A 16,376-nucleotide genomic window follows, 5' to 3' on the forward strand; every position below is an offset into this window, starting at 1 on the left:
CACGGACAACCGCGTCCAGCCGGTGCGCGCCCCTGAAAGCTGTCCCCGAAGACATGCCCACGAGGACATGTCGTTTCGCGCCTGCCCCCGGCACCCCATCGCCCTCACGTGCCCCGCCCCCCGCGCTGGACCTCTTCGAGCGCCTCGACGCGGGCCCGCAGGTCGGCCAGCGCCTCGCCCTCGCCGGCCCCGGCGGTCGCCTGCGAGCGCGCCACGCGGGCCGCCAGCCCATCGAGCGCCGCGGTCAGCGACAGCAGGCGCGCGGCCCAGGTGTCGCGCTCGTGGAGGGTCGCGCGCACGGCCTCGTCGCCGCCCTGGATCCCTCGGGCCGCGAGCTCGCGGTCGAGCGCATCGAGCCGAGCCGCCGCCGCGGTCGCGGCCGTGACCGCCTGCGCCAGCTCCTCGACCGGCGCGTCCGGGTCGCCGGTCGCCGGCCCGAGCGCGGGCGCCAGCGCCAGCGCCCGCCCGACCACCGCGCGCAGGCTGTGCCGGTGCCGCGCTTCGTCGATCGTCGGCCCGACCCGCTCGACCTCCGCCAGCGCCCGCTGCAGCGGCGGCGGCAGGGCGGCCGGACGCTCGCCGCGGCCGGTCACCTGGCGCAGCGACGACCACATCGCCCCCACCGTCACGCCGATCAGCAGCAGCGGCGCCATCACGAAGATCGCCTTGCTGCTCATGACCCCGACCGACGACGCCACCGCCACCGCCAGGCTGCGACCCACCAGCGCGCGCGCCTTCTTGCGCATCGCCGGCGACTTCAGCGGCCCCCCGCGCACCACCTCGACCTCGACGCCGAGCTGCCCCAGCGCCGCGCCCACGCTGCGCGCCGTCGCCTCCGACACCCCGCGCAGCAGCGTGAACGGCACCCGCGGGAGCCGCTTGTCGAGCGAGCCCGGCGTGACCCGCAGGCCCGGGTTGCCGGCGACCCATCGCCGCAGCGCCTCGCGCAGCGCAACGTCGAGCTGATCGCCCGGCTCGCCTGGCCCCGCCACCAGCACCGTGAACGGCCCCGCCTCGGCCCGCGCCGCCTGCAGCCCGCAGTGCAGGCACACCGCCAGCGCCGCCGGCCGCGGCTGCCCGCAGCCGGCGCAGCGCGGCTCGTCGCCGCCGCGCTCGCCCGTGAACACCGCCAGCGCCGCGGTGCTGCCGGCCGCCAATTGCTCGAGCAGCGCGGCCACCTGCGCCGCCGCCTGCGGCCGGTCCCCGGGCGCCTTGGCCAGCAGGCTCTGGACCAGCGATCGCAGCGCCGGTGAGAAGCTGTCCGGAAGGACAGGTACCGGCGCCCGCCGGTGGGCCTCGATCACCCCGAACGCGGTCGCTCCGGCGAACGGCGGGCCGCCGGTCGCCATCTCGTGGAGGATGCAGCCGAGCGCGTAGAGGTCGCTGCGCACGTCGACCGCCAGCGGATCGAGGCACTCCGGCGCCATGTAATCGGGCGTGCCGAGCACGGTGAGCGCGCTGCGATCGACCCCGGCCAGCGACGTCCCGCGGGCCATCCCGAAATCGCCGATCTTCGGCGTGTGCCCGCCCGCGACCAGGATGTTGGCCGGCTTGAGGTCGCGGTGGACCACCCCGGCCGCGTGCGCGCGCGCCAGCCCGCGGGCGATCCCCGCTCCCAGCGCCGCCAGCCGGGCCTCGCCAAGCGGGGCCTCGCGCGCGATCAGCTCGGCCAGCGTCGGCCCCTCGACCAGCTCGAGCAGCAGCACCCGCTCGCCCTCGATCTCGACCACGCCGAACACCTCGACGATGTGCGGATCGCGGACCCCTCGCAGCAGCTCGGCCTCCTGGGCGAAGCGCGACTGCGCGGCCGCGTCCTGCTGGTGCGAGGCGTGCAGGATCTTGCCGGCGAACTGCTGCCCGCCCTCCGCGTGCACGCGCACCACCGTGGCCACCGCGCCGCTCCCGAGCGCCTCGCCGAGGCGCAGATCGGCGGGATGCGAAGACGTCACCGGCATGCGATCGCAAGCGACTCTAGCACGACCGGCCGCCCGCCTGCCACGCCCGCAGCCGCGCGCGTGCACCGGCCACAGCGGCCGCGAGCGCTGCGAATCCGCCGCCGCGTGCCGCCGCACCTGCCCCTCCGGCCCTCTGCCTCGACGGGCTCGCTCACCACCCCACGACCTGTCTCTCCGGACATCTAATCCACGCCTCCACTCGACGACCTCGTCACACAACCTGTCCCTTCGGCCATCTCATTCTCCCACCTCGGCATCACCGCCGATACATACCTGTCCCTTCGGACATCTTCACCCCGTGGCCGCCTTCGCGCCTCGCATCTTTGTTCGCCCTCTGGAACACCGACCCCGAGCTCGCGCGTAGCACCCGGCATGCCTGTCCCGCGTCGCTCGCTCCTGCGGGCCCTGCTCGCCGCGCCCGTCGTCCTCGCGCCTGCGCCCGCCTGGGCCCGCAAGTTCAGCCCGCCCGAGCTGAAGGCCCGGCTCGCGGCGCTCGGCGACCTGAGCAACCTCCCGCCCGACCTGCAGGCCGCCTTCAAGCCCGGCGACGACGATCGGCCGATCCCCAGGCCCGGCCGCCAGGATTGGCTGACCGAGCACCACGAGCCAGGCCAGACCTTCGCGCAATTCGTCGGCCAGCGTCACCATCGACCGAGCGAGGCGCGGCGCAAGCTGAGCGTGCTGCCCGTCGGCGCCATCGAGGGCGGCGATTGGCCGGCCCTCGCCGTCGTCGCCGACTTCGCCGCCCGCTTCTTTCAATTGCCGGTCGAGCGCCTCGATCCCACCACGATGGCCGCGCTCAAGGCCCGCGGCCGCGACCGCGGCAGCTTCTATCAGTGGCACACCCGCACGATCCTCGCCGGCATGAAGCGGCGCGTCCCGAGCGACGCCTACGCCCTCATCGCCGTCACCACCGCCGACCTCTACCCCGACTCCGCCTGGAACTTCGTGTTCGGCTACGCCAGCTTCGACGAGCGCGTCGGCGTCTACAGCTTCGCCCGCTTCGACCCCGCCTTTTACGGCGAGCCGCGCGGCGCCGGCGTCAAGGCGACGATCCTGCGCCGCTCGCTCGGCCTGCTCGTCCACGAGGTCGGCCACATGTTCGGGCTCCACCACTGCATACATTTCCACTGCATCATGAACGGCTGCAACCACCTCGAAGAGAGCGACGCCGCCCCGCTCCACCTCTGTCCGCTGTGCCGGCGCAAGCTGCAGTATTCGGTCGCCTTCGACCCGGCCATCCGCGAACGCCAGCTCGGCGAGTTCTTCCGCGCCCACGGCATGCCCGACGACGCCGCCCGCAGCGAGCGCCTGCTGGCCGCGATCGTCGCCGCCACGCCCGCGCCGTGATCCTGCCCCCTCGGACATGCCTGTAAAGGCATGTCCTTTGGCGCATGTCCGCACAGTGTCTCCCTTCACGACCGAGTTTGACACGCCGGTCCGGCGCATCTGACGATGAAGCTTCGCTCATGCGCGTCGGACGTCGGCGAAGTCACGCCCGGGCCCACGTCGGCGGCGAGGCTGCTATCCTCCGCGCGTCCGCTTGCACGACCGCATCCACATCTTCGGCGTGTTCCAGATCCCCTGGCTCAAGGGGGCCCGGCCCGTGCGCGTGTACGTACCGCCGGACACCGGCCGGCCGCCGCCGGTGCTCTTCATGTTCGACGGCCAGAACATCTTCGACGACGAGACCTCGCACAGCGGCGGCTGGTACCTGCACCACGCCGCGCGCGACCTGTGCGCTCGCGGCGGGACGGCGCCGCTGATCGTCGGCATCGACCACGGCGGGATCTACCGCATGCGCGAGCTCTCACCGTTCCGCATGCGCCAGCGCGGCCAGGCGCCGCACCTGGTGCGCTGGATGATCGACGAGCTGCAGCCGCAAATCCGCAGCAGCTTCCACGTGCGCCACGACCTCGCCGGCACGGCCGTGGGCGGCTCGTCGCTCGGCGGCCTGGCGGCCCTCTACGCCCACTGGCACCGCCCCGATGTGTTCGGCGCGGCGCTGTGCATGTCGCCCTCGCTGTGGGTCGCGCGCGAGAAGATGCTGAAGTTCGTGGCCGACCGCCCGCGCCCGCTCACGTCGCGCCTCTACCTCGACGCCGGCGGCAACGAGCCGCGCGTGCGCCCTGCGACCGAGCGCATGGTCAAGCACCTGCGCGCCCGCGGCTACGGCCCCGAGGCGATGCGCTGGGTGTTCGACCCCGGCGCCGTGCATCACGAGAGCGCCTGGCGCCGCCGCGCCCCCGCGGCCCTCGAGTTCCTGTTCGGTTGAGCATGTCCGATCGGACATGCTCAATCGGACATGCTCAATCGGACATGCTCGATCGCCCAGCGATCCCTCAGCTCAGCGGATCACCGCGAACGTCTGCTGATTGAGCGCCAGCAGCTCGCCCGCCGGCGACCAGATCTCGCGGAACTCCACCGAGTACCCGGCGTGCATCGCCACCGCGCGGGCGCGGTGGTACACCGGCTGGTCCGGGTCGAGCTGCGTGATGTCGGCCAGCGGCTGGAACGTGAAAGCCAGCGTCGCCGTCGGCCGCGGCGTCGTCAGGCGCGAGAACAGGGCCGGCCACCAGCCGTCGCACAGCATCGCCAGGTAGGCCGCGTCGCGCTGCTGCGGCGGCTGCTTGAAGCGGAACCAGCCCTCCGCGCGCGCCTCGTCGCCGCCGGTGAACAGCGGCGCGTGGACCGGGCGGAACTCGCAGTGGCGGGCGAACACCGGCGCCTCGTCGGGCGTGCCCAGCGGCTGCTCGCGCGCCGGCGTGAACTCCGGCGGCCGCAGCTCGTTCCACTGCAGGCTGGCGTCGCGGGTGCGCGCGTGCACGGCCACCGCGTGGGCCTGGACCTCGCCGGCCTGGACCAGCCGGACCGCCAGCGTCGTCACCCCGGTGCCGGTGCGCAGGGTCTCGACAAGGAGGTCCGCCGGGCCAGCCTGGGTCGGCCCGCACAGCTCCGCGCTCAGCGACCGCAGCGGCCGCGTCGGGTCGTCCGCCACCGCCGCCGCCGCCCGCACCAGCAGGCCCAGCACCAGCCCGCCGAAGGCCCCGCGACCCTGCTGCCAGCCGTCCGGCACCTCGGCCTGGAAGCGACCGGGACCCGTGGAGGTGAGCGCGAGGAGAGCGTCGATCTCGGACATCGCCGCGACCTTAGCAAACACCGGCCCGGTCGCCCGCCGCTCGCGCGTGAGTCGCCTCGTTCATGAGTCACCGACGCGCGCGAAAATCACATGGCGCGAAGGGCAGGTCCCTTCGGACCTGTCCCGCGCGCCATGTCTTATCGAACCTGCCCTGACGGCCAGCTCAGTCGCGGCGGTACATCGTCACCACGCAGGCGCCGCCGAGCCCGAGGTTGTGCTGCAGCGCCACCTTCGCGCCCTCGACCTGGCGCTTGTCGGCCTGCCCGCGCAGCTGCCACACCAGCTCGGTGCACTGCGCCAGGCCGGTCGCGCCGAGCGGGTGGCCCTTCGACAGCAGCCCGCCGGACGGGTTGGTGACGAACTTGCCGCCGTAGGTGTTGTCGCCGTCCCACACGAACTTCTCGGCGCCGCCCTCGGGGCACAGGCCGAGCGCCTCGTAGGTCAGGATCTCGTTGGCGGTGAAGCAGTCGTGCAGCTCGACCACCTGGACGTCCTGCGGGCCCAGGCCGGCCTTCTCGTAGACCGCCTCGGCGGTCTTCTTGGCCATGTCGTAGCCGACCATCTTGATCATGCTGTTGTCTTCGAACGTGCTGGGGTAGTCGGTGCGCATCGCCTGCGACGCGATGTAGACCGGGTTGGCGATCCCCTTCTTCTTGGCGAACGCCTCCGAGCACAGCACCGCCGCCGCCGCGCCGCAGGTCGGCGGGCAGCACTGATAGCGGGTCAGCGGGTCGAACACCTCGGGCGAGGCCAGGATCTCCTCGACGCTGAGGAGGTCGCCGAACAGCGCGTACGGATTGCGATTGGCGTGCTTGCGCGCCTTCTCCGACACCTTGGCGAACGTCTCGCGGCGGGTGCCGTACTTCCAGCGGTACTCACGACCGGCGCCGCCGAACATCTGCGCCGCCGGCGGGGCCTGGTTGAAGCCCTGCACGCGGTCCATCGTCCCGGCGAAGTTGTCGAGCGGCCCCGGCCGGTCGTTGAACTTGCTGCCGAGCGCGCCCTTCTCCATCTGCTCGAAGCCGACGACCAGCACGCACTCGGCCTCGCCGGCGAGGATCGCCTGGCGGCCGAGCCACAGCGCCGTCGACCCGGTCGAGCAGTTGTTGTTGACGTTGACGACCGGGATGCCGGTGAGGCCGAGCTCGTAGACCGCTCGCTGGCCGCAGGTGCTGTCGCCGTAGACGTAGCCGGCGAACGCCTGCTCGACGTCCTTGTAATCGACGCCCGCGTCTTGCAGCGCCGTGCGGGCCGCGTTGGCCGCCATCACGTGGTAATCGTCGCTCGCGCCGGGCTTGGCGAACTTCACCATGCCGACGCCGATCACGTTGACTTTGTTGCTCATGGCTGTGATTCCTCTGCTTGGCTTTCGTTCGTCCGTTAGTTGCTCTGCTCGAGCGCCGCGAGCAGGTGGGCCGCCGCGACGTCGCCGTCGACGCGCAGCTTGCCGCGCTGGTAGAGCGTGACGAGCTTGGCCTTGCCCTGCGCGAGCGCGGCCAGGTCCTCGTCGGCCACGGTGATCGTGGCGGTCGCCGGGCCGGCGGCCTTGTCGACCAGCTTGCCGCCCTGCGGCCCGACTTGCAGGAAGAACGCCGCGTCGGGGTTCTTCACGCGCAGCGCGATCGTGACCTCGGGGTCCGACCTGAGCGCCGCCAGCCTGGCCGCGGCCTGGTCGAGCACCGCCGGCGCCTGCGCGGCCTTCGGAGCCGCCGCTGCCGCTGCGGGAGCGGCCGCCTTCGGCGCGCTGCCGGGCTTCACCTTGCTCATGTCGATCTTCTTGAGGAAGCCGAGCTTCATCGACGCCATCAAGTCGCCGCCGATCTTCAGCTTGCCCTCGCCGAACAGCTTCTGCGGGTCGGCCTTGCCGGTCGTCATCAGGATGAAGTCGCTGTCGCTGAGCTCGAGCGTGCAGTTCGCCCCCTCGACCTCGCCGGCGTGGACCTTGCCCGGGTTCGACTTGAGGTCGAACACGTAGCTCGAGTCGGGGTTCTTGAGCCGGAACTGGAACACCGTGGCGACCTTGGCCGGCAGCTCGGCGTTGCCCTTCACGAACTCGCCGATCGCCGCCATGTAGTCGGCGCTGGTCGGCGTCGAAGGGGCCGCTGCGGCCGCGCCGTTGCCGACGACATCGCCGCCGCCCGCGCCCACGCGGGCCCGCGCGGCCGCCATCACCGTCGCCGGATCGAGCTTGGTCAGGAAGTTGAGCTTCGTCGACGCCATCAGGTTGCCGGCGATCTTCATCTTCCCGCTCATGTAAAGCTTCTGCGCGTCGGCCTTGCCCGAGCACATGTCCATGAAGTCGGCGTCGTTCAGCTCGAGGGTGCACTCGGGCGGCGCCGCCTCGCCGGCCGCGACCTTGCCGTCCTTGAGGTCGAGCGTCCACGTGCTCTCGGGGTTCTTCAGCTTGAACTGGAACACCAGCCCGGCCTTCTTGGCCTGGTCCGGGTTCTTCGTCAGGAACTGATCGATCGCCGCGAAGATATCGGCGCTGATCGGCGTCGCCTCGGCGCTCGCGCTCGCCGTCGCGGCGACCGGCTTGGCCTTCGGCTTCGGCTGCGGGATCTCCGAATAGAACTCGATCGCCGCCTGCGACAGCACCACCTTGTCGCGCTCCTTCAGCTTGCAGCGGAGGATCACGCGGTTGTCCGACTCCTTCCACATCTCGGTCACCAGCGTCTCGCCGGGGAACACGCTCTCGCTGAAGCGGACCTTGATGCTCTTGAACTTGCGCGGGTCACCGGCGGCGAAGTGCTTGATCACGTGGCGGGCGGCCACGCCGAGAGTGCACAGGCCGTGGAGGATCGGCTTGGGGAACCCGAACGCGCCGGCGAACGCCGGGTCGACGTGCAGCGGGTTCCAGTCGCCCGACAGGCGGTAGAGCAGCGCCTGGTTGGGCCGGATCTGCTCCTCGGCCACCGCGTCGGGCTTGCGGTCGGGCGGGGTGTTGCTGTCGCCCGACGGGCCGCGGTCGCCGCCCCAGCCGCCCGCGCCGCGGATCACCGCGCCGAGCTCGTTGTAGGCGATGATCTCGCCCGACTCGTCCGAGCTCTCGGTGGCGAACACGATGAACGCGTTCTTGCCCTTGTCGAAGATGTCCTTCACCCATGTCCGATGGGTCAGCTTGGCGTGCGGCGGCAGCGGGCGCCTCAGCTCCGTGTACTGCTCGCCGTGCAGCAGGCGGTCGAGGCCGAAGTTGAACCCGGGCGCGGTGTGGCCGTCCTTGAACGCCTGCATGATGCCGGTCTGGGCCGGGATCACGGCGAACGTCGGCAGCGGCCAGAAGCCCTTGCCGTGCATCTCGTAGACGTAGCGCAGCTCGGTGTCGTCGAGCGGATCGGACGCCGCGCCGACGCCGAGCGCGTACATCGAGAGGTCGCGCTCGTCGTACTCGGTGGTGACCTTCGGCATCTCGTAGCCGAGCGCCTGGTCGACGTCGACGAGGTCGTTGCCGCCCTTGCTCGCGCCGGCGTTGACGTTGTCCATCACCGGGCCGAGCGCGGCGGCGACGTCGGCCGGGTGCGTGGCCTTGGCGAAGTCGACGATCGTGCTCCACTTCGACTTGACGAGCTCGGGCGTGATGGCGCGGCCGAGGCGGACCGTGTGGCCCTGCGTGCGCTCCCACCGGAGCTTGCTGAAGAACCCGCCGCCGACCTCGTACAGGCCCCCGGTGTCCTCGCACGACTCGTGCGACAGCCAGGCGACCAGCGGGCTGACGTACTCCGGCCGCAGCGCGTCGATGAGCTCCTTCGGCAGGATCGTCTCGGTCATGCGCGAGCCGGCGATCGGCGCGATCGTGTTGGCGCGCACGTTGTACTTGCGGCCCTCGAGCGCGAGCGTGTTGCTGAAGCCGACCAGCGCCAGCTTGGCGGCGCTGTAGTTGGCCTGGCCGAAGTTGCCGTAGATGCCGGCGGCGCTGGCGGTGAAGATGATGCGGCCGTAGCCCTGGTCGCGCATCTTCGGCCACGCGGCGTGCGACACCTTGAACGCGCCGTTGACGTGGACCCGCTGGATGATGTCCCAGTCGCCGTCCGTCATCTTGTGGAACGAAACGTCGCGGAGGATGCCGGCGTTGTTGACGACGATGTCGATGCGGCCGAACGCGTCGATCGCCGTCTGCACGATCTTGGCGCCGTCCTCGACGCTGTCGTAGTTGGCGACCGCCTCGCCGCCCGCGGCCCGGATCTCCTCGACCACCTTGTCGGCGGCGGCCGAGCTCTGGCCGTCGCCGCGCGTGCTGCCGCCGAGGTCGTTGACGACGACCTTGGCGCCCCGCGAGGCGAACAGGAGGGCGTGGGCGCGACCGAGCCCGTTGCCGGCCCCGGTGATGATGGCGACTCTTCCGTCGTAGCGAAGCTCGTTGGACATGATGGCACACGCGGCATATCGAGCCGCGCGAGCGGCGTCAACCGCCGGCCCGCTGCGCCCTCCGCCCGGCCTGCCACGTGGATCCGCGCGCGCTCCGACGCGGCGACGCGGGCGCGGCTGCGGGCCCCCGCCGGCGTCGTTCGCGGCGCCCGTGATACAGTCGCCGGCGATGCGGATCGACGAGCTGCGAGGCCTGCGAGACCTGCTGGCGCGCGGCGGCGGACCCGAGCTCGTGTTCATGTCGCTGCGCGACGGCTCGCTGCGAGGCCCGGCGCGCGCGCGGGCCCTCGCCGACGAGCTGCGACGCTGGTCGACGGTCGCCGCGCCCGAGCGCTACGGCGGCAACCCCGACGCGCAGGACCTGGCCAGACAGCTGCAACGCCAGCTCCACCAGCTCCACGCCGAAGCCCTGCAACGCCTGTCCTCGGGTCCGTCTGGCCCCGCTGCAACCGTGCAGTCCGGGCCTGCGACCCTGCAGCAGGATCGATCCCCCGCGGCCCTCCCGGCGCATGCTTCTGCGGACCCGGGTCCCTACCGAGCGGCGGCGCCTCCGCCTCCTGGTCTGCGGGTCGAGGTCGCCGGTGTGATTCGGGAATTCGCCGACCACCTCGGCGACGGGGACCTCGCCGCGATCTGGCGCGCGGCGGGTGACGACGGCGACCCGTGCGTCGCCAAGGTCGCGCTCGCGGCCGCCGACAACGACCTGCTGTTCAACGAGGCCGAGGTGCTGCAGCGGCTGCACGCCGGCGATCCGCGCCAGCGCGACCTGCTCCCGCGCCTGCACGATCGCTTCTTCACCGCCGATGGCCGCGCCGGCAACCTGCTCGGCCTCGTCGAGGGCCTCGACGGTGCCGCTTTGCGCGCCCGCTTGCCCGAAGGCGTACCGCCCGAGCACATCGTCTGGATCGCCCGCCGCACGCTCAGCGTGCTCGGCCACGCGCACGAGCGCGGCGTGCTGCACGGCAACATCGAGCCCGCGCACATCATCGTCCGCCCGCGCGACCACCGGGTCGTGCTGGTCGACTGGTGCTACGCGATCGTCGAGCCGGCCCGCACCGGCCAGGGCTTCCGCGCCGTGCACGACGAGTACAGCGCCCCCGAGGTGGCCCAGCGCGGCCCGCCGACGCCCGCCGCCGACCTGCTGTCGGTCGGCCGCACGCTGGCGTTCCTGCTCGGCGGTGACCCGCTGAGCCTCGACCTGCCGGCCCACGTGCCCGACCCGCTGCAGCGCTTCGTCCGCTACCTGGCCCGCCCGAGCCGGCAGCAGCGGGCCCAGGACGCCTGGGACATGTACGCCGAGCTCGAGCGGATCCGCGAGGCCGTCTACGGCCCGCACGTGTTCCGCGAGTTCTTCGTCTGAGCGTGTCCTCGAGGACATGCTCATTCGAACATGCTCCAAAGAACATGGCGATTCGGGCATTTTGCCGCCGACTCCGCCACGACTCCCCGCGTCCGGCGGCCGCCCGGCCGGAATGTACACACCTCGCGCGGAACTGCTCTCCTACGAATTAAAGGCCATACCTCTCTGAATGGGCTTGACGCGGCGCCGGACCTCGCGGATACTCCGGTTCGCCATGTCGCGCCTCAATCCCAATACGAGCAATCCTGCTCGCTTCCGCGTCCTCGGCAACGAGGAACGGGAGCTCGAGCGGATCCTGCGCGGGGGTTGAGTGATGGGCCCGCGCAGGAGAATCTCTCCAGCAGACGCGGGCGTCGTCTAACAGGCCAGGATCCGGGGTCCTCACCCCCGAGACGCAGGGTTCGAGTCCCTCCGCCCGCGCATCAGCGCTCTGTTCGGCCAGCGGTTCAGGCCACCTCGCTTTCACCGAGGTTCGCAGGGGTTCGAATCCCCTACAGAGCAAATGTCGCGTCCTCCCGGGTCGGTAGCTCAGCGGGAGAGCGATGGATTGTTAATCCATCGGTCGTGGGTTCGATCCCCACCCGGCCCTCTATTCGCGGCCCCGCGAATCGCATGCTCATGCGATTCTCGGGTCGCACCATTCGCCGCGCCGCGTCAGCCGCTAAAGCTGCGACTTGATCGGCCGGACCAGCTTCTCGGCCAGCTTCTCGCGCAGCGGGCGCGCGAGCCACGTGGCGAGCGTGCACGCGCGGGCGCGCTGGAGGTCGGCCTCGAACTGGGCCGTCATGCGGGCGGCGAAGCCGGCGTCGTAGACGTTGAGGCTGGCCTCGTCGTTGAGGCGGAACGAGCGGATGTCGAAGTTGGTCGAGCCGACCGAGACCATCTCGCCGTCGACGATCAGCAGCTTGGTGTGCAGCATCGTCGGCGCGTACTCGTGGATCTCCACGCCCGCCTCCAGCAGCGGACCCCAGCCGGCCTTCGAGGCCAGGCGCACCGCCTCCGAGTCGGTGTGCACGCCGGGCAGCAAGATCCGCACGCGCACGCCGCGGCGACGGGCCGCCAGCAGCTCTTGATCGATGAGCGCGTCGGGCACGAAGTACGAGGCGGCGAGGTCGATGCTGCGCGCGGCGGCGGCGATCGCCATCAGGTACATCAGGTGCATGCTCTCGCTGCCGCCGGCCGGCGAGCTGATGAACAGGTGCGCGGCCATGCTGCCGGCTCGGGTCGGCGCCGGGAAGTACGGCTCGCCGTTCAGCACCTCGCCGGTGGTCTTGATCCAATTGTCGTTGAAGGCCGCCTGGATCTGCGACACCACCGGGCCCTCGACGCGGAAATGCATGTCGCGCCAGTGCTCGGGGTCCTGCGCGTGGCCGGTCCACAGGTCGGCGATGCCGACCCCGCCGGTGAAGCCGATCTGGCCGTCGACGACCAGCAGCTTGCGGTGGGTGCGGTTGTTGAGCCGGCTCAGGTTGTACCAGCGGAGCGGCCGATAGCGCTCGACGCGGACGCCCGCGCGGCGCATCTCGTCGAGCAGCGCGTCGTCCATCTTGAGGACGCCGGCCCAGTCGAGGATCACGCACACCTTGACCCCGGCGCGGGCGCGCTCGCTGAGGGCCTCGCTGAACTCGCGGCCGATGGCGCCCGACCAGTAGATGTAGGTCTCGAACTCGATCGTGCTGCGGGCGCCGCGGATCGCCGCGAGCATCGCCGGGAAGATTTCGTCGCCGTTCTGCAGGTCGACGACGCTGTTGCCCTCGACGATCGACGGCCCCAGCAGGACGCCCATCTCGCGCCGGAACTGCGGGTCGCACACGTCGTGGTGGTGGTGCACCCGCCGCGCCAGCTTCTTCTCCGGCGTGGCGAAATTCGCCGCCAGCACCGTCACCAACACCACGAGCGCCGCGGTCGCCACGATCGTCTCGATCATGCGCGCAGGCTCCGGAGGTCGAACATCACGGGGATCTCTCGAGAATGGGGCACGCCGGCGGGGACGGAGCTTCGCACCTCTGGTCGCGCGGCGAGCGAGCGGCGCGGCCAGGGATGCATGACGAAGCGCACGCCACCCGCGGCATTCGCCGCGCCGGCGTGCCGGTCACCGCTTCGCCGCCGCGGCAAACCGCGGCCCGGACACATCAGCCACGTCCGCGGACGTTCGTCGGCGTCACCGCGCCGTCGCCGTCACCGGGCGCGGGACGATCGCCGCGCCGCTGCTCCGCGGCCCGCATGTCCCGAAGCGCATGTCTCGAAGCACATGCTCTCCAGGACATGTCGGTGAATCTATGTCCCCGAGGACATGTCCCCATGCTCCTGCGGCGGCGACAGCTGCTGCCCGAGCCCGCCGTCGACGTACAGCTCGGAGCCGGTGGTGAACGTCGCCGCAAAGGCGAGGAACACGACAGCGCGGGCCACCTCCTCCGGCGTGCCGATCCGGCCCATCGGCGTGATCGCGTCGCCCTCGCGCTCGAACGCCGCCCGCTCGTCCGGCGTGCTGCTGGCCGTGCCCATCGTCGGCGTGCGGATGAAGCCCGGGCTGACCGTGTTGACGCGCACGCCTCGCGGCAGCAGCTCGGCCGCCATCACCCGCGCGAACGCCCCGAGGGCCGCCTTGCTGGCCGAGTACACCGCCATGCCCGGGGTCCCGCTGGTGCTGGCAATCGAGGTCGTGAACACGATCGACCCGCCCGCGCGCACCAGCGGCGCCAGCCGCTGCGCCGCGAAGAACGCCCCGCGGGTGTTCACTGCGAACGTGCGGTCGTACGACGCCGCGGTGACGCGGTCGAAGGGCTCGAGCTCGGCCACCCCGGCGTTGATGAACAGCAGATCGATCCACTCGAGGCGCGCGCGCACCGGATCGAGCAGCGCCTCGATTGCCGCCAGATCGGCCAGGTCCGACTGCAGCACCCGATCGCCGAGCTCGCGCCGGGCCGCGGCCGCGTTGCCCGGATCGCGGCCGGTCACCAGCACCTCGGCCCCGCCGGCGCGCAGCAGCTTCGCCGTCGCCAGCCCGATCCCGTGCGTCCCGCCGACGATCACCGCGCGCTTGTCTGCGTGGTCCGTCATCACCGCGCTCCGCCCTCGGCTGACGCCGCCCGCAGCACCTTGATCATCGCCGCCGGCGCCTCGTGACCGAGGCCGGCCGCCATGCCGCGGTGGAACGCCCCCGCCGCGAACGCCGGGAAGCTGCTGTCGATCGCCGCCTCGCGGGCCTGGCGAGCCAGCAGCTCCATGCTGCGCCAGCAGATGTCGAGCGACGCCTCGGGCACCTCGTAGCGGTCGTGATGGATCGCCTCGGCGTCGGCCCGGACCATCTCGGCGAGCGCCGGCACGACCGCGACCATCAGCTCGCCGAGCGCGTCGACCGGGAGCTGCTCCGACTCCATCAATCGCGCCCCGTGATAGAAGCCGAGCAGCGCGCCGAACAGGCTGCCGAGCACGCCGAGGTCGAACGCCGCGGCCGCGCCCGGCGGCTCGCCGGCGAAGCGGACCGCGGCCACGTCGGCGAGCACGCCCTCGGCCGCCGCGAACGCCCGCGGCGCGCCCGACGTCAGGATGTTCGCGTGTGGTCCGCCGATCTGGCTCGGCACCGCCAGGATCGCGCCGTCGAGGTACTGCGCCCCGCGGGCCGTCGCCCAGGCCGCCAGCTCGCGCGCCTCGTGCGGGGTGCCGGTGCTGAGCTGGACCAGCGTCTTGCCGACCAGCGAGACCGTCTCGAGCAGCGAACGGGTCGCCGCGTAATCGGTGACGCACACGATCACCAGCGGGCTCGCGGCCACCGCCGCCGCGGCGCTCGGCGCCAGCGTGACGCCCGCGGCTGCGAGCGGCGTCGCCCTGGCCGGGGTCCGATTCCAGACAGTGACGCGGCGGCCCTTCGACGCCGCCGCGCGAGCGAGGGCCGTGCCCATCGCTCCCAGGCCGAGCAAGGCGGCCTCGTGGGTTGTGGAGTGCGAATGCATGCCCCAGGGATAGAGGCGCGGGCGGCCGCGGTCGCGCACGTTCGGACGCCGCGAGGACACGATCGGACGACCGCCTGCGGTCAGCTCGCGCGCGCTCTCGGGTACGCTCGCGGCCATGACCGGCACCGATCGGCTCGCGGCTCCCCTCGCCCCGCACCTCGCCCTCGAGACCCGCGACGCCGGCCTGGCCACGCTCGCGGCCTCCGCCGATCACCGCGTGCGCCTCCACGCCGGCCCGCCTTCGCACGGCCAGTGTCGCCATCACCGCTTCGTCCACACGCGCGGCGAGATCGACGTCTACCCCGCCGGCACCAGCGACGAGTGGCACCAGGCCGATGCGAGCGTCGGGCTGGTGGTCTCGCTGGCGCCGGCGCTGGTGCGCCGGGTGGCCGAAGAGGCAGGTCGCGATCCAGCCCGCGTCGAGGTGGCGATGCGCCACCAGATCCGCGATCCGCAGCTCGAGCACATCGCCTGGGCGCTCGAGGCCGAGCGCGCGGCCGGTCACCCGGGCGGCGCGCTGTTCCGCGAGAGCCTCGGCCTGGCGCTCGCGGTCCGCCTGCTCGGTCCCGTCGCCGCCCCGCCGCGGCCCGCTCGCGGCCTCACCTCGCAGCAGCTGCGCGCCGTCACGGCTTACATCGAGGACCACCTCGACCGCGACCTCTCGCTGGCGACCCTCGCCGAGGTCGCCGGCCTCAGCGCCTCGCACTTCAAGACCTTGTTTCGCCGCTCGCTCGGCCTGCCGGTCCACACCTACGTGATCCATCGCCGGGTCGACCGCGCCCGCGCGATGCTGCTGCACGGGCGCATGGCCGCCAGTCAGGTCGCGCTCGAGGTCGGCTTCTCGCACCAGAGCCACATGGCCCGCTGCATGCGCCGCGTGCTCGGCGTGACGCCGACCTCGCTGACGCGCCCGCTCGCGTCCTGAAGCGCGCGACGGCCTGGCCTCAGCGCGCGCCGAGCTTGAGCCGCCCGCCGACGCCCTCGATGCGCGTGTACCCCAGCGGCTTGCCATCCTCGTCGGTGCGCACGCACACCTTCTTGAGCCCGAGCATGTGCTCTTGCAGCCCGACCTCGGGGTCGATGAGGAAGCGGCAACAACCGTCCTTGCAATCGACCTGATCGCCGAAGTCCCACAGGCCGAGCACCACGCCCTTGCGCAGGTCGCGATCGACCGCGATAAGGCCGTCGAGGCCGACCGCCTGGGCCGTCTTGCCCGGCTCGCTGCCGTCGCACGCGCCGCAGTCCATCGCCACCACGATCTGCGAGCGATCGTCGAGCAGCGCCGGCACCGGCGCGTCGCGCTCCACCAGCCACGCCGCCATCTGCCGCGCGGCCGCCTCCGCGGTCGCCGGCACCGGTGCTCGCGGCACGACATCCTCGCCCGCGATCGCCTCGGGCGCCGCGACCTCGGCCGCGTCCGCCCGCGCGGCGCTGTCCTCCGTCTCGACGCTCCTGGCCGCTCCTGCCGCGCTGCCGACCGCGGTCACAGCCTCCGTGCGCGCCGCGGGCTCGCCGCAATTCACAAGCACGAGCCACGACGACAACATCCACGCCAGGTCCGGTGATCGCATGCGCAAGGCTCCATCGTCATGCGTATCACCGCG

12 protein-coding genes and 3 tRNA genes are annotated in these 16,376 nt (G+C 72.1%); 7 read left to right on the plus strand and 8 right to left on the minus strand.

Annotation, left to right across the window (positions count from 1 at the left end; genetic code table 11):
• Positions 1-104: 104 nt before the first annotated feature.
• Complete coding sequence (locus POL25_RS05590; RefSeq protein ID WP_272084798.1) at positions 105-1,949, minus strand: serine/threonine-protein kinase; 1,845 nt, start codon at positions 1,947-1,949, stop codon at positions 105-107.
• Between the two features lie 378 nt (positions 1,950-2,327).
• Here POL25_RS05590 and POL25_RS05595 point away from each other — a divergent pair, with 378 nt between their 5' ends.
• Complete coding sequence (locus tag POL25_RS05595; RefSeq protein ID WP_272084799.1) at positions 2,328-3,305, plus strand: archaemetzincin; 978 nt, start codon at positions 2,328-2,330, stop codon at positions 3,303-3,305.
• A 193-nt stretch (positions 3,306-3,498) separates the two neighbouring features.
• Positions 3,499-4,230, plus strand: coding sequence for an alpha/beta hydrolase (locus POL25_RS05600; protein WP_272084800.1), 732 nt, complete (start codon positions 3,499-3,501; stop codon positions 4,228-4,230).
• A 72-nt stretch (positions 4,231-4,302) separates the two neighbouring features.
• Here POL25_RS05600 and POL25_RS05605 read toward each other — a convergent pair whose 3' ends face one another.
• The 3 genes from POL25_RS05605 to POL25_RS05615 form a co-directional block, all read right to left on the minus strand.
• Positions 4,303-5,094 carry an acyl-CoA thioesterase gene (locus tag POL25_RS05605; protein WP_272084801.1) on the minus strand — a complete coding sequence of 264 codons (792 nt, stop codon included), beginning with the start codon at positions 5,092-5,094 and terminating at the stop codon, positions 4,303-4,305.
• Positions 5,095-5,257: 163 nt separating this feature from the next.
• Positions 5,258-6,439: a lipid-transfer protein gene (locus tag POL25_RS05610; RefSeq protein WP_272084802.1), complete on the minus strand. Its 1,182-nt coding sequence runs from the start codon at positions 6,437-6,439 to the stop codon at positions 5,258-5,260.
• Positions 6,440-6,474: 35 nt separating this feature from the next.
• Positions 6,475-9,459: a peroxisomal multifunctional enzyme type 2 gene (locus tag POL25_RS05615; RefSeq protein ID WP_272084803.1), complete on the minus strand. Its 2,985-nt coding sequence runs from the start codon at positions 9,457-9,459 to the stop codon at positions 6,475-6,477.
• Between the two features lie 169 nt (positions 9,460-9,628).
• Here POL25_RS05615 and POL25_RS05620 point away from each other — a divergent pair, with 169 nt between their 5' ends.
• The 4 genes from POL25_RS05620 (at position 9,629) to POL25_RS05635 (ending at position 11,408) form a co-directional block, all read left to right on the plus strand.
• Positions 9,629-10,819 carry a protein kinase family protein gene (locus tag POL25_RS05620; RefSeq protein ID WP_272084804.1) on the plus strand — a complete coding sequence of 397 codons (1,191 nt, stop codon included), beginning with the start codon at positions 9,629-9,631 and terminating at the stop codon, positions 10,817-10,819.
• Between the two features lie 346 nt (positions 10,820-11,165).
• A tRNA-Glu gene (locus POL25_RS05625) sits at positions 11,166-11,239 on the plus strand.
• Positions 11,240-11,246: 7 nt separating this feature from the next.
• A tRNA-Glu gene (locus tag POL25_RS05630) sits at positions 11,247-11,320 on the plus strand.
• 16 nt (positions 11,321-11,336) lie between these two features.
• Positions 11,337-11,408 (plus strand) — tRNA-Asn (locus tag POL25_RS05635).
• Positions 11,409-11,480: 72 nt separating this feature from the next.
• On the opposite strand, the gene POL25_RS05640 is transcribed toward POL25_RS05635, so the two are convergent.
• The 3 genes from POL25_RS05640 to POL25_RS05650 all read right to left on the minus strand — a co-directional run bounded on the left by POL25_RS05640 (position 11,481) and on the right by POL25_RS05650 (position 14,772).
• A complete protein-coding gene (locus tag POL25_RS05640; RefSeq protein WP_272084805.1) occupies positions 11,481-12,746 on the minus strand; it encodes a phospholipase D-like domain-containing protein in 1,266 nt (421 codons plus the stop codon).
• Between the two features lie 350 nt (positions 12,747-13,096).
• On the minus strand, positions 13,097-13,879 hold the full coding sequence (locus POL25_RS05645; RefSeq protein ID WP_272084806.1) for an SDR family oxidoreductase: 783 nt from the start codon (positions 13,877-13,879) through the stop codon (positions 13,097-13,099).
• Positions 13,879-14,772, minus strand: coding sequence for an NAD(P)-binding domain-containing protein (locus POL25_RS05650; RefSeq protein WP_272084807.1), 894 nt, complete (start codon positions 14,770-14,772; stop codon positions 13,879-13,881). The genes POL25_RS05645 and POL25_RS05650 overlap by 1 nt, the downstream gene beginning before the upstream one ends.
• 115 nt (positions 14,773-14,887) lie before the next feature.
• On the opposite strand from POL25_RS05650, the gene POL25_RS05655 reads away from it, so the two are divergent.
• Positions 14,888-15,697: an AraC family transcriptional regulator gene (locus POL25_RS05655; protein WP_272084808.1), complete on the plus strand. Its 810-nt coding sequence runs from the start codon at positions 14,888-14,890 to the stop codon at positions 15,695-15,697.
• A 19-nt stretch (positions 15,698-15,716) separates the two neighbouring features.
• Here the strand turns inward: POL25_RS05655 and POL25_RS05660 are convergent, their stop codons facing one another.
• Positions 15,717-16,343, minus strand: a complete 627-nt coding sequence (locus POL25_RS05660; protein ID WP_272084809.1) for a hypothetical protein — start codon at positions 16,341-16,343, stop codon at positions 15,717-15,719.
• Between the last annotated feature and the right edge of the window lie 33 nt (positions 16,344-16,376).

The sequence above is a fragment of the Nannocystis bainbridge genome (assembly GCF_028368995.1).
In the GTDB taxonomy this organism is placed as follows: domain Bacteria; phylum Myxococcota_A; class Polyangia; order Nannocystales; family Nannocystaceae; genus Nannocystis; species Nannocystis bainbridge.

Bases quoted from the DNA above. Each gene is read 5' to 3' on its own strand.
- POL25_RS05595 (WP_272084799.1), top strand. From the start codon at position 2,328: ATGCCTGTCCCGCGTCGCTCGCTCCTGCGGGCCCTGCTCGCCGCGCCC.
- POL25_RS05615 (WP_272084803.1), bottom strand. From the start codon at position 9,459: ATGTCCAACGAGCTTCGCTACGACGGAAGAGTCGCCATCATCACCGGG.
- POL25_RS05610 (WP_272084802.1), bottom strand. From the start codon at position 6,439: ATGAGCAACAAAGTCAACGTGATCGGCGTCGGCATGGTGAAGTTCGCC.
- POL25_RS05645 (WP_272084806.1), bottom strand. From the start codon at position 13,879: ATGACGGACCACGCAGACAAGCGCGCGGTGATCGTCGGCGGGACGCAC.
- POL25_RS05655 (WP_272084808.1), top strand. From the start codon at position 14,888: ATGACCGGCACCGATCGGCTCGCGGCTCCCCTCGCCCCGCACCTCGCC.
- POL25_RS05660 (WP_272084809.1), bottom strand. From the start codon at position 16,343: ATGCGATCACCGGACCTGGCGTGGATGTTGTCGTCGTGGCTCGTGCTT.
- POL25_RS05605 (WP_272084801.1), bottom strand. From the start codon at position 5,094: ATGTCCGAGATCGACGCTCTCCTCGCGCTCACCTCCACGGGTCCCGGT.
- POL25_RS05650 (WP_272084807.1), bottom strand. From the start codon at position 14,772: ATGCATTCGCACTCCACAACCCACGAGGCCGCCTTGCTCGGCCTGGGA.
- POL25_RS05640 (WP_272084805.1), bottom strand. From the start codon at position 12,746: ATGATCGAGACGATCGTGGCGACCGCGGCGCTCGTGGTGTTGGTGACG.
- POL25_RS05620 (WP_272084804.1), top strand. From the start codon at position 9,629: ATGCGGATCGACGAGCTGCGAGGCCTGCGAGACCTGCTGGCGCGCGGC.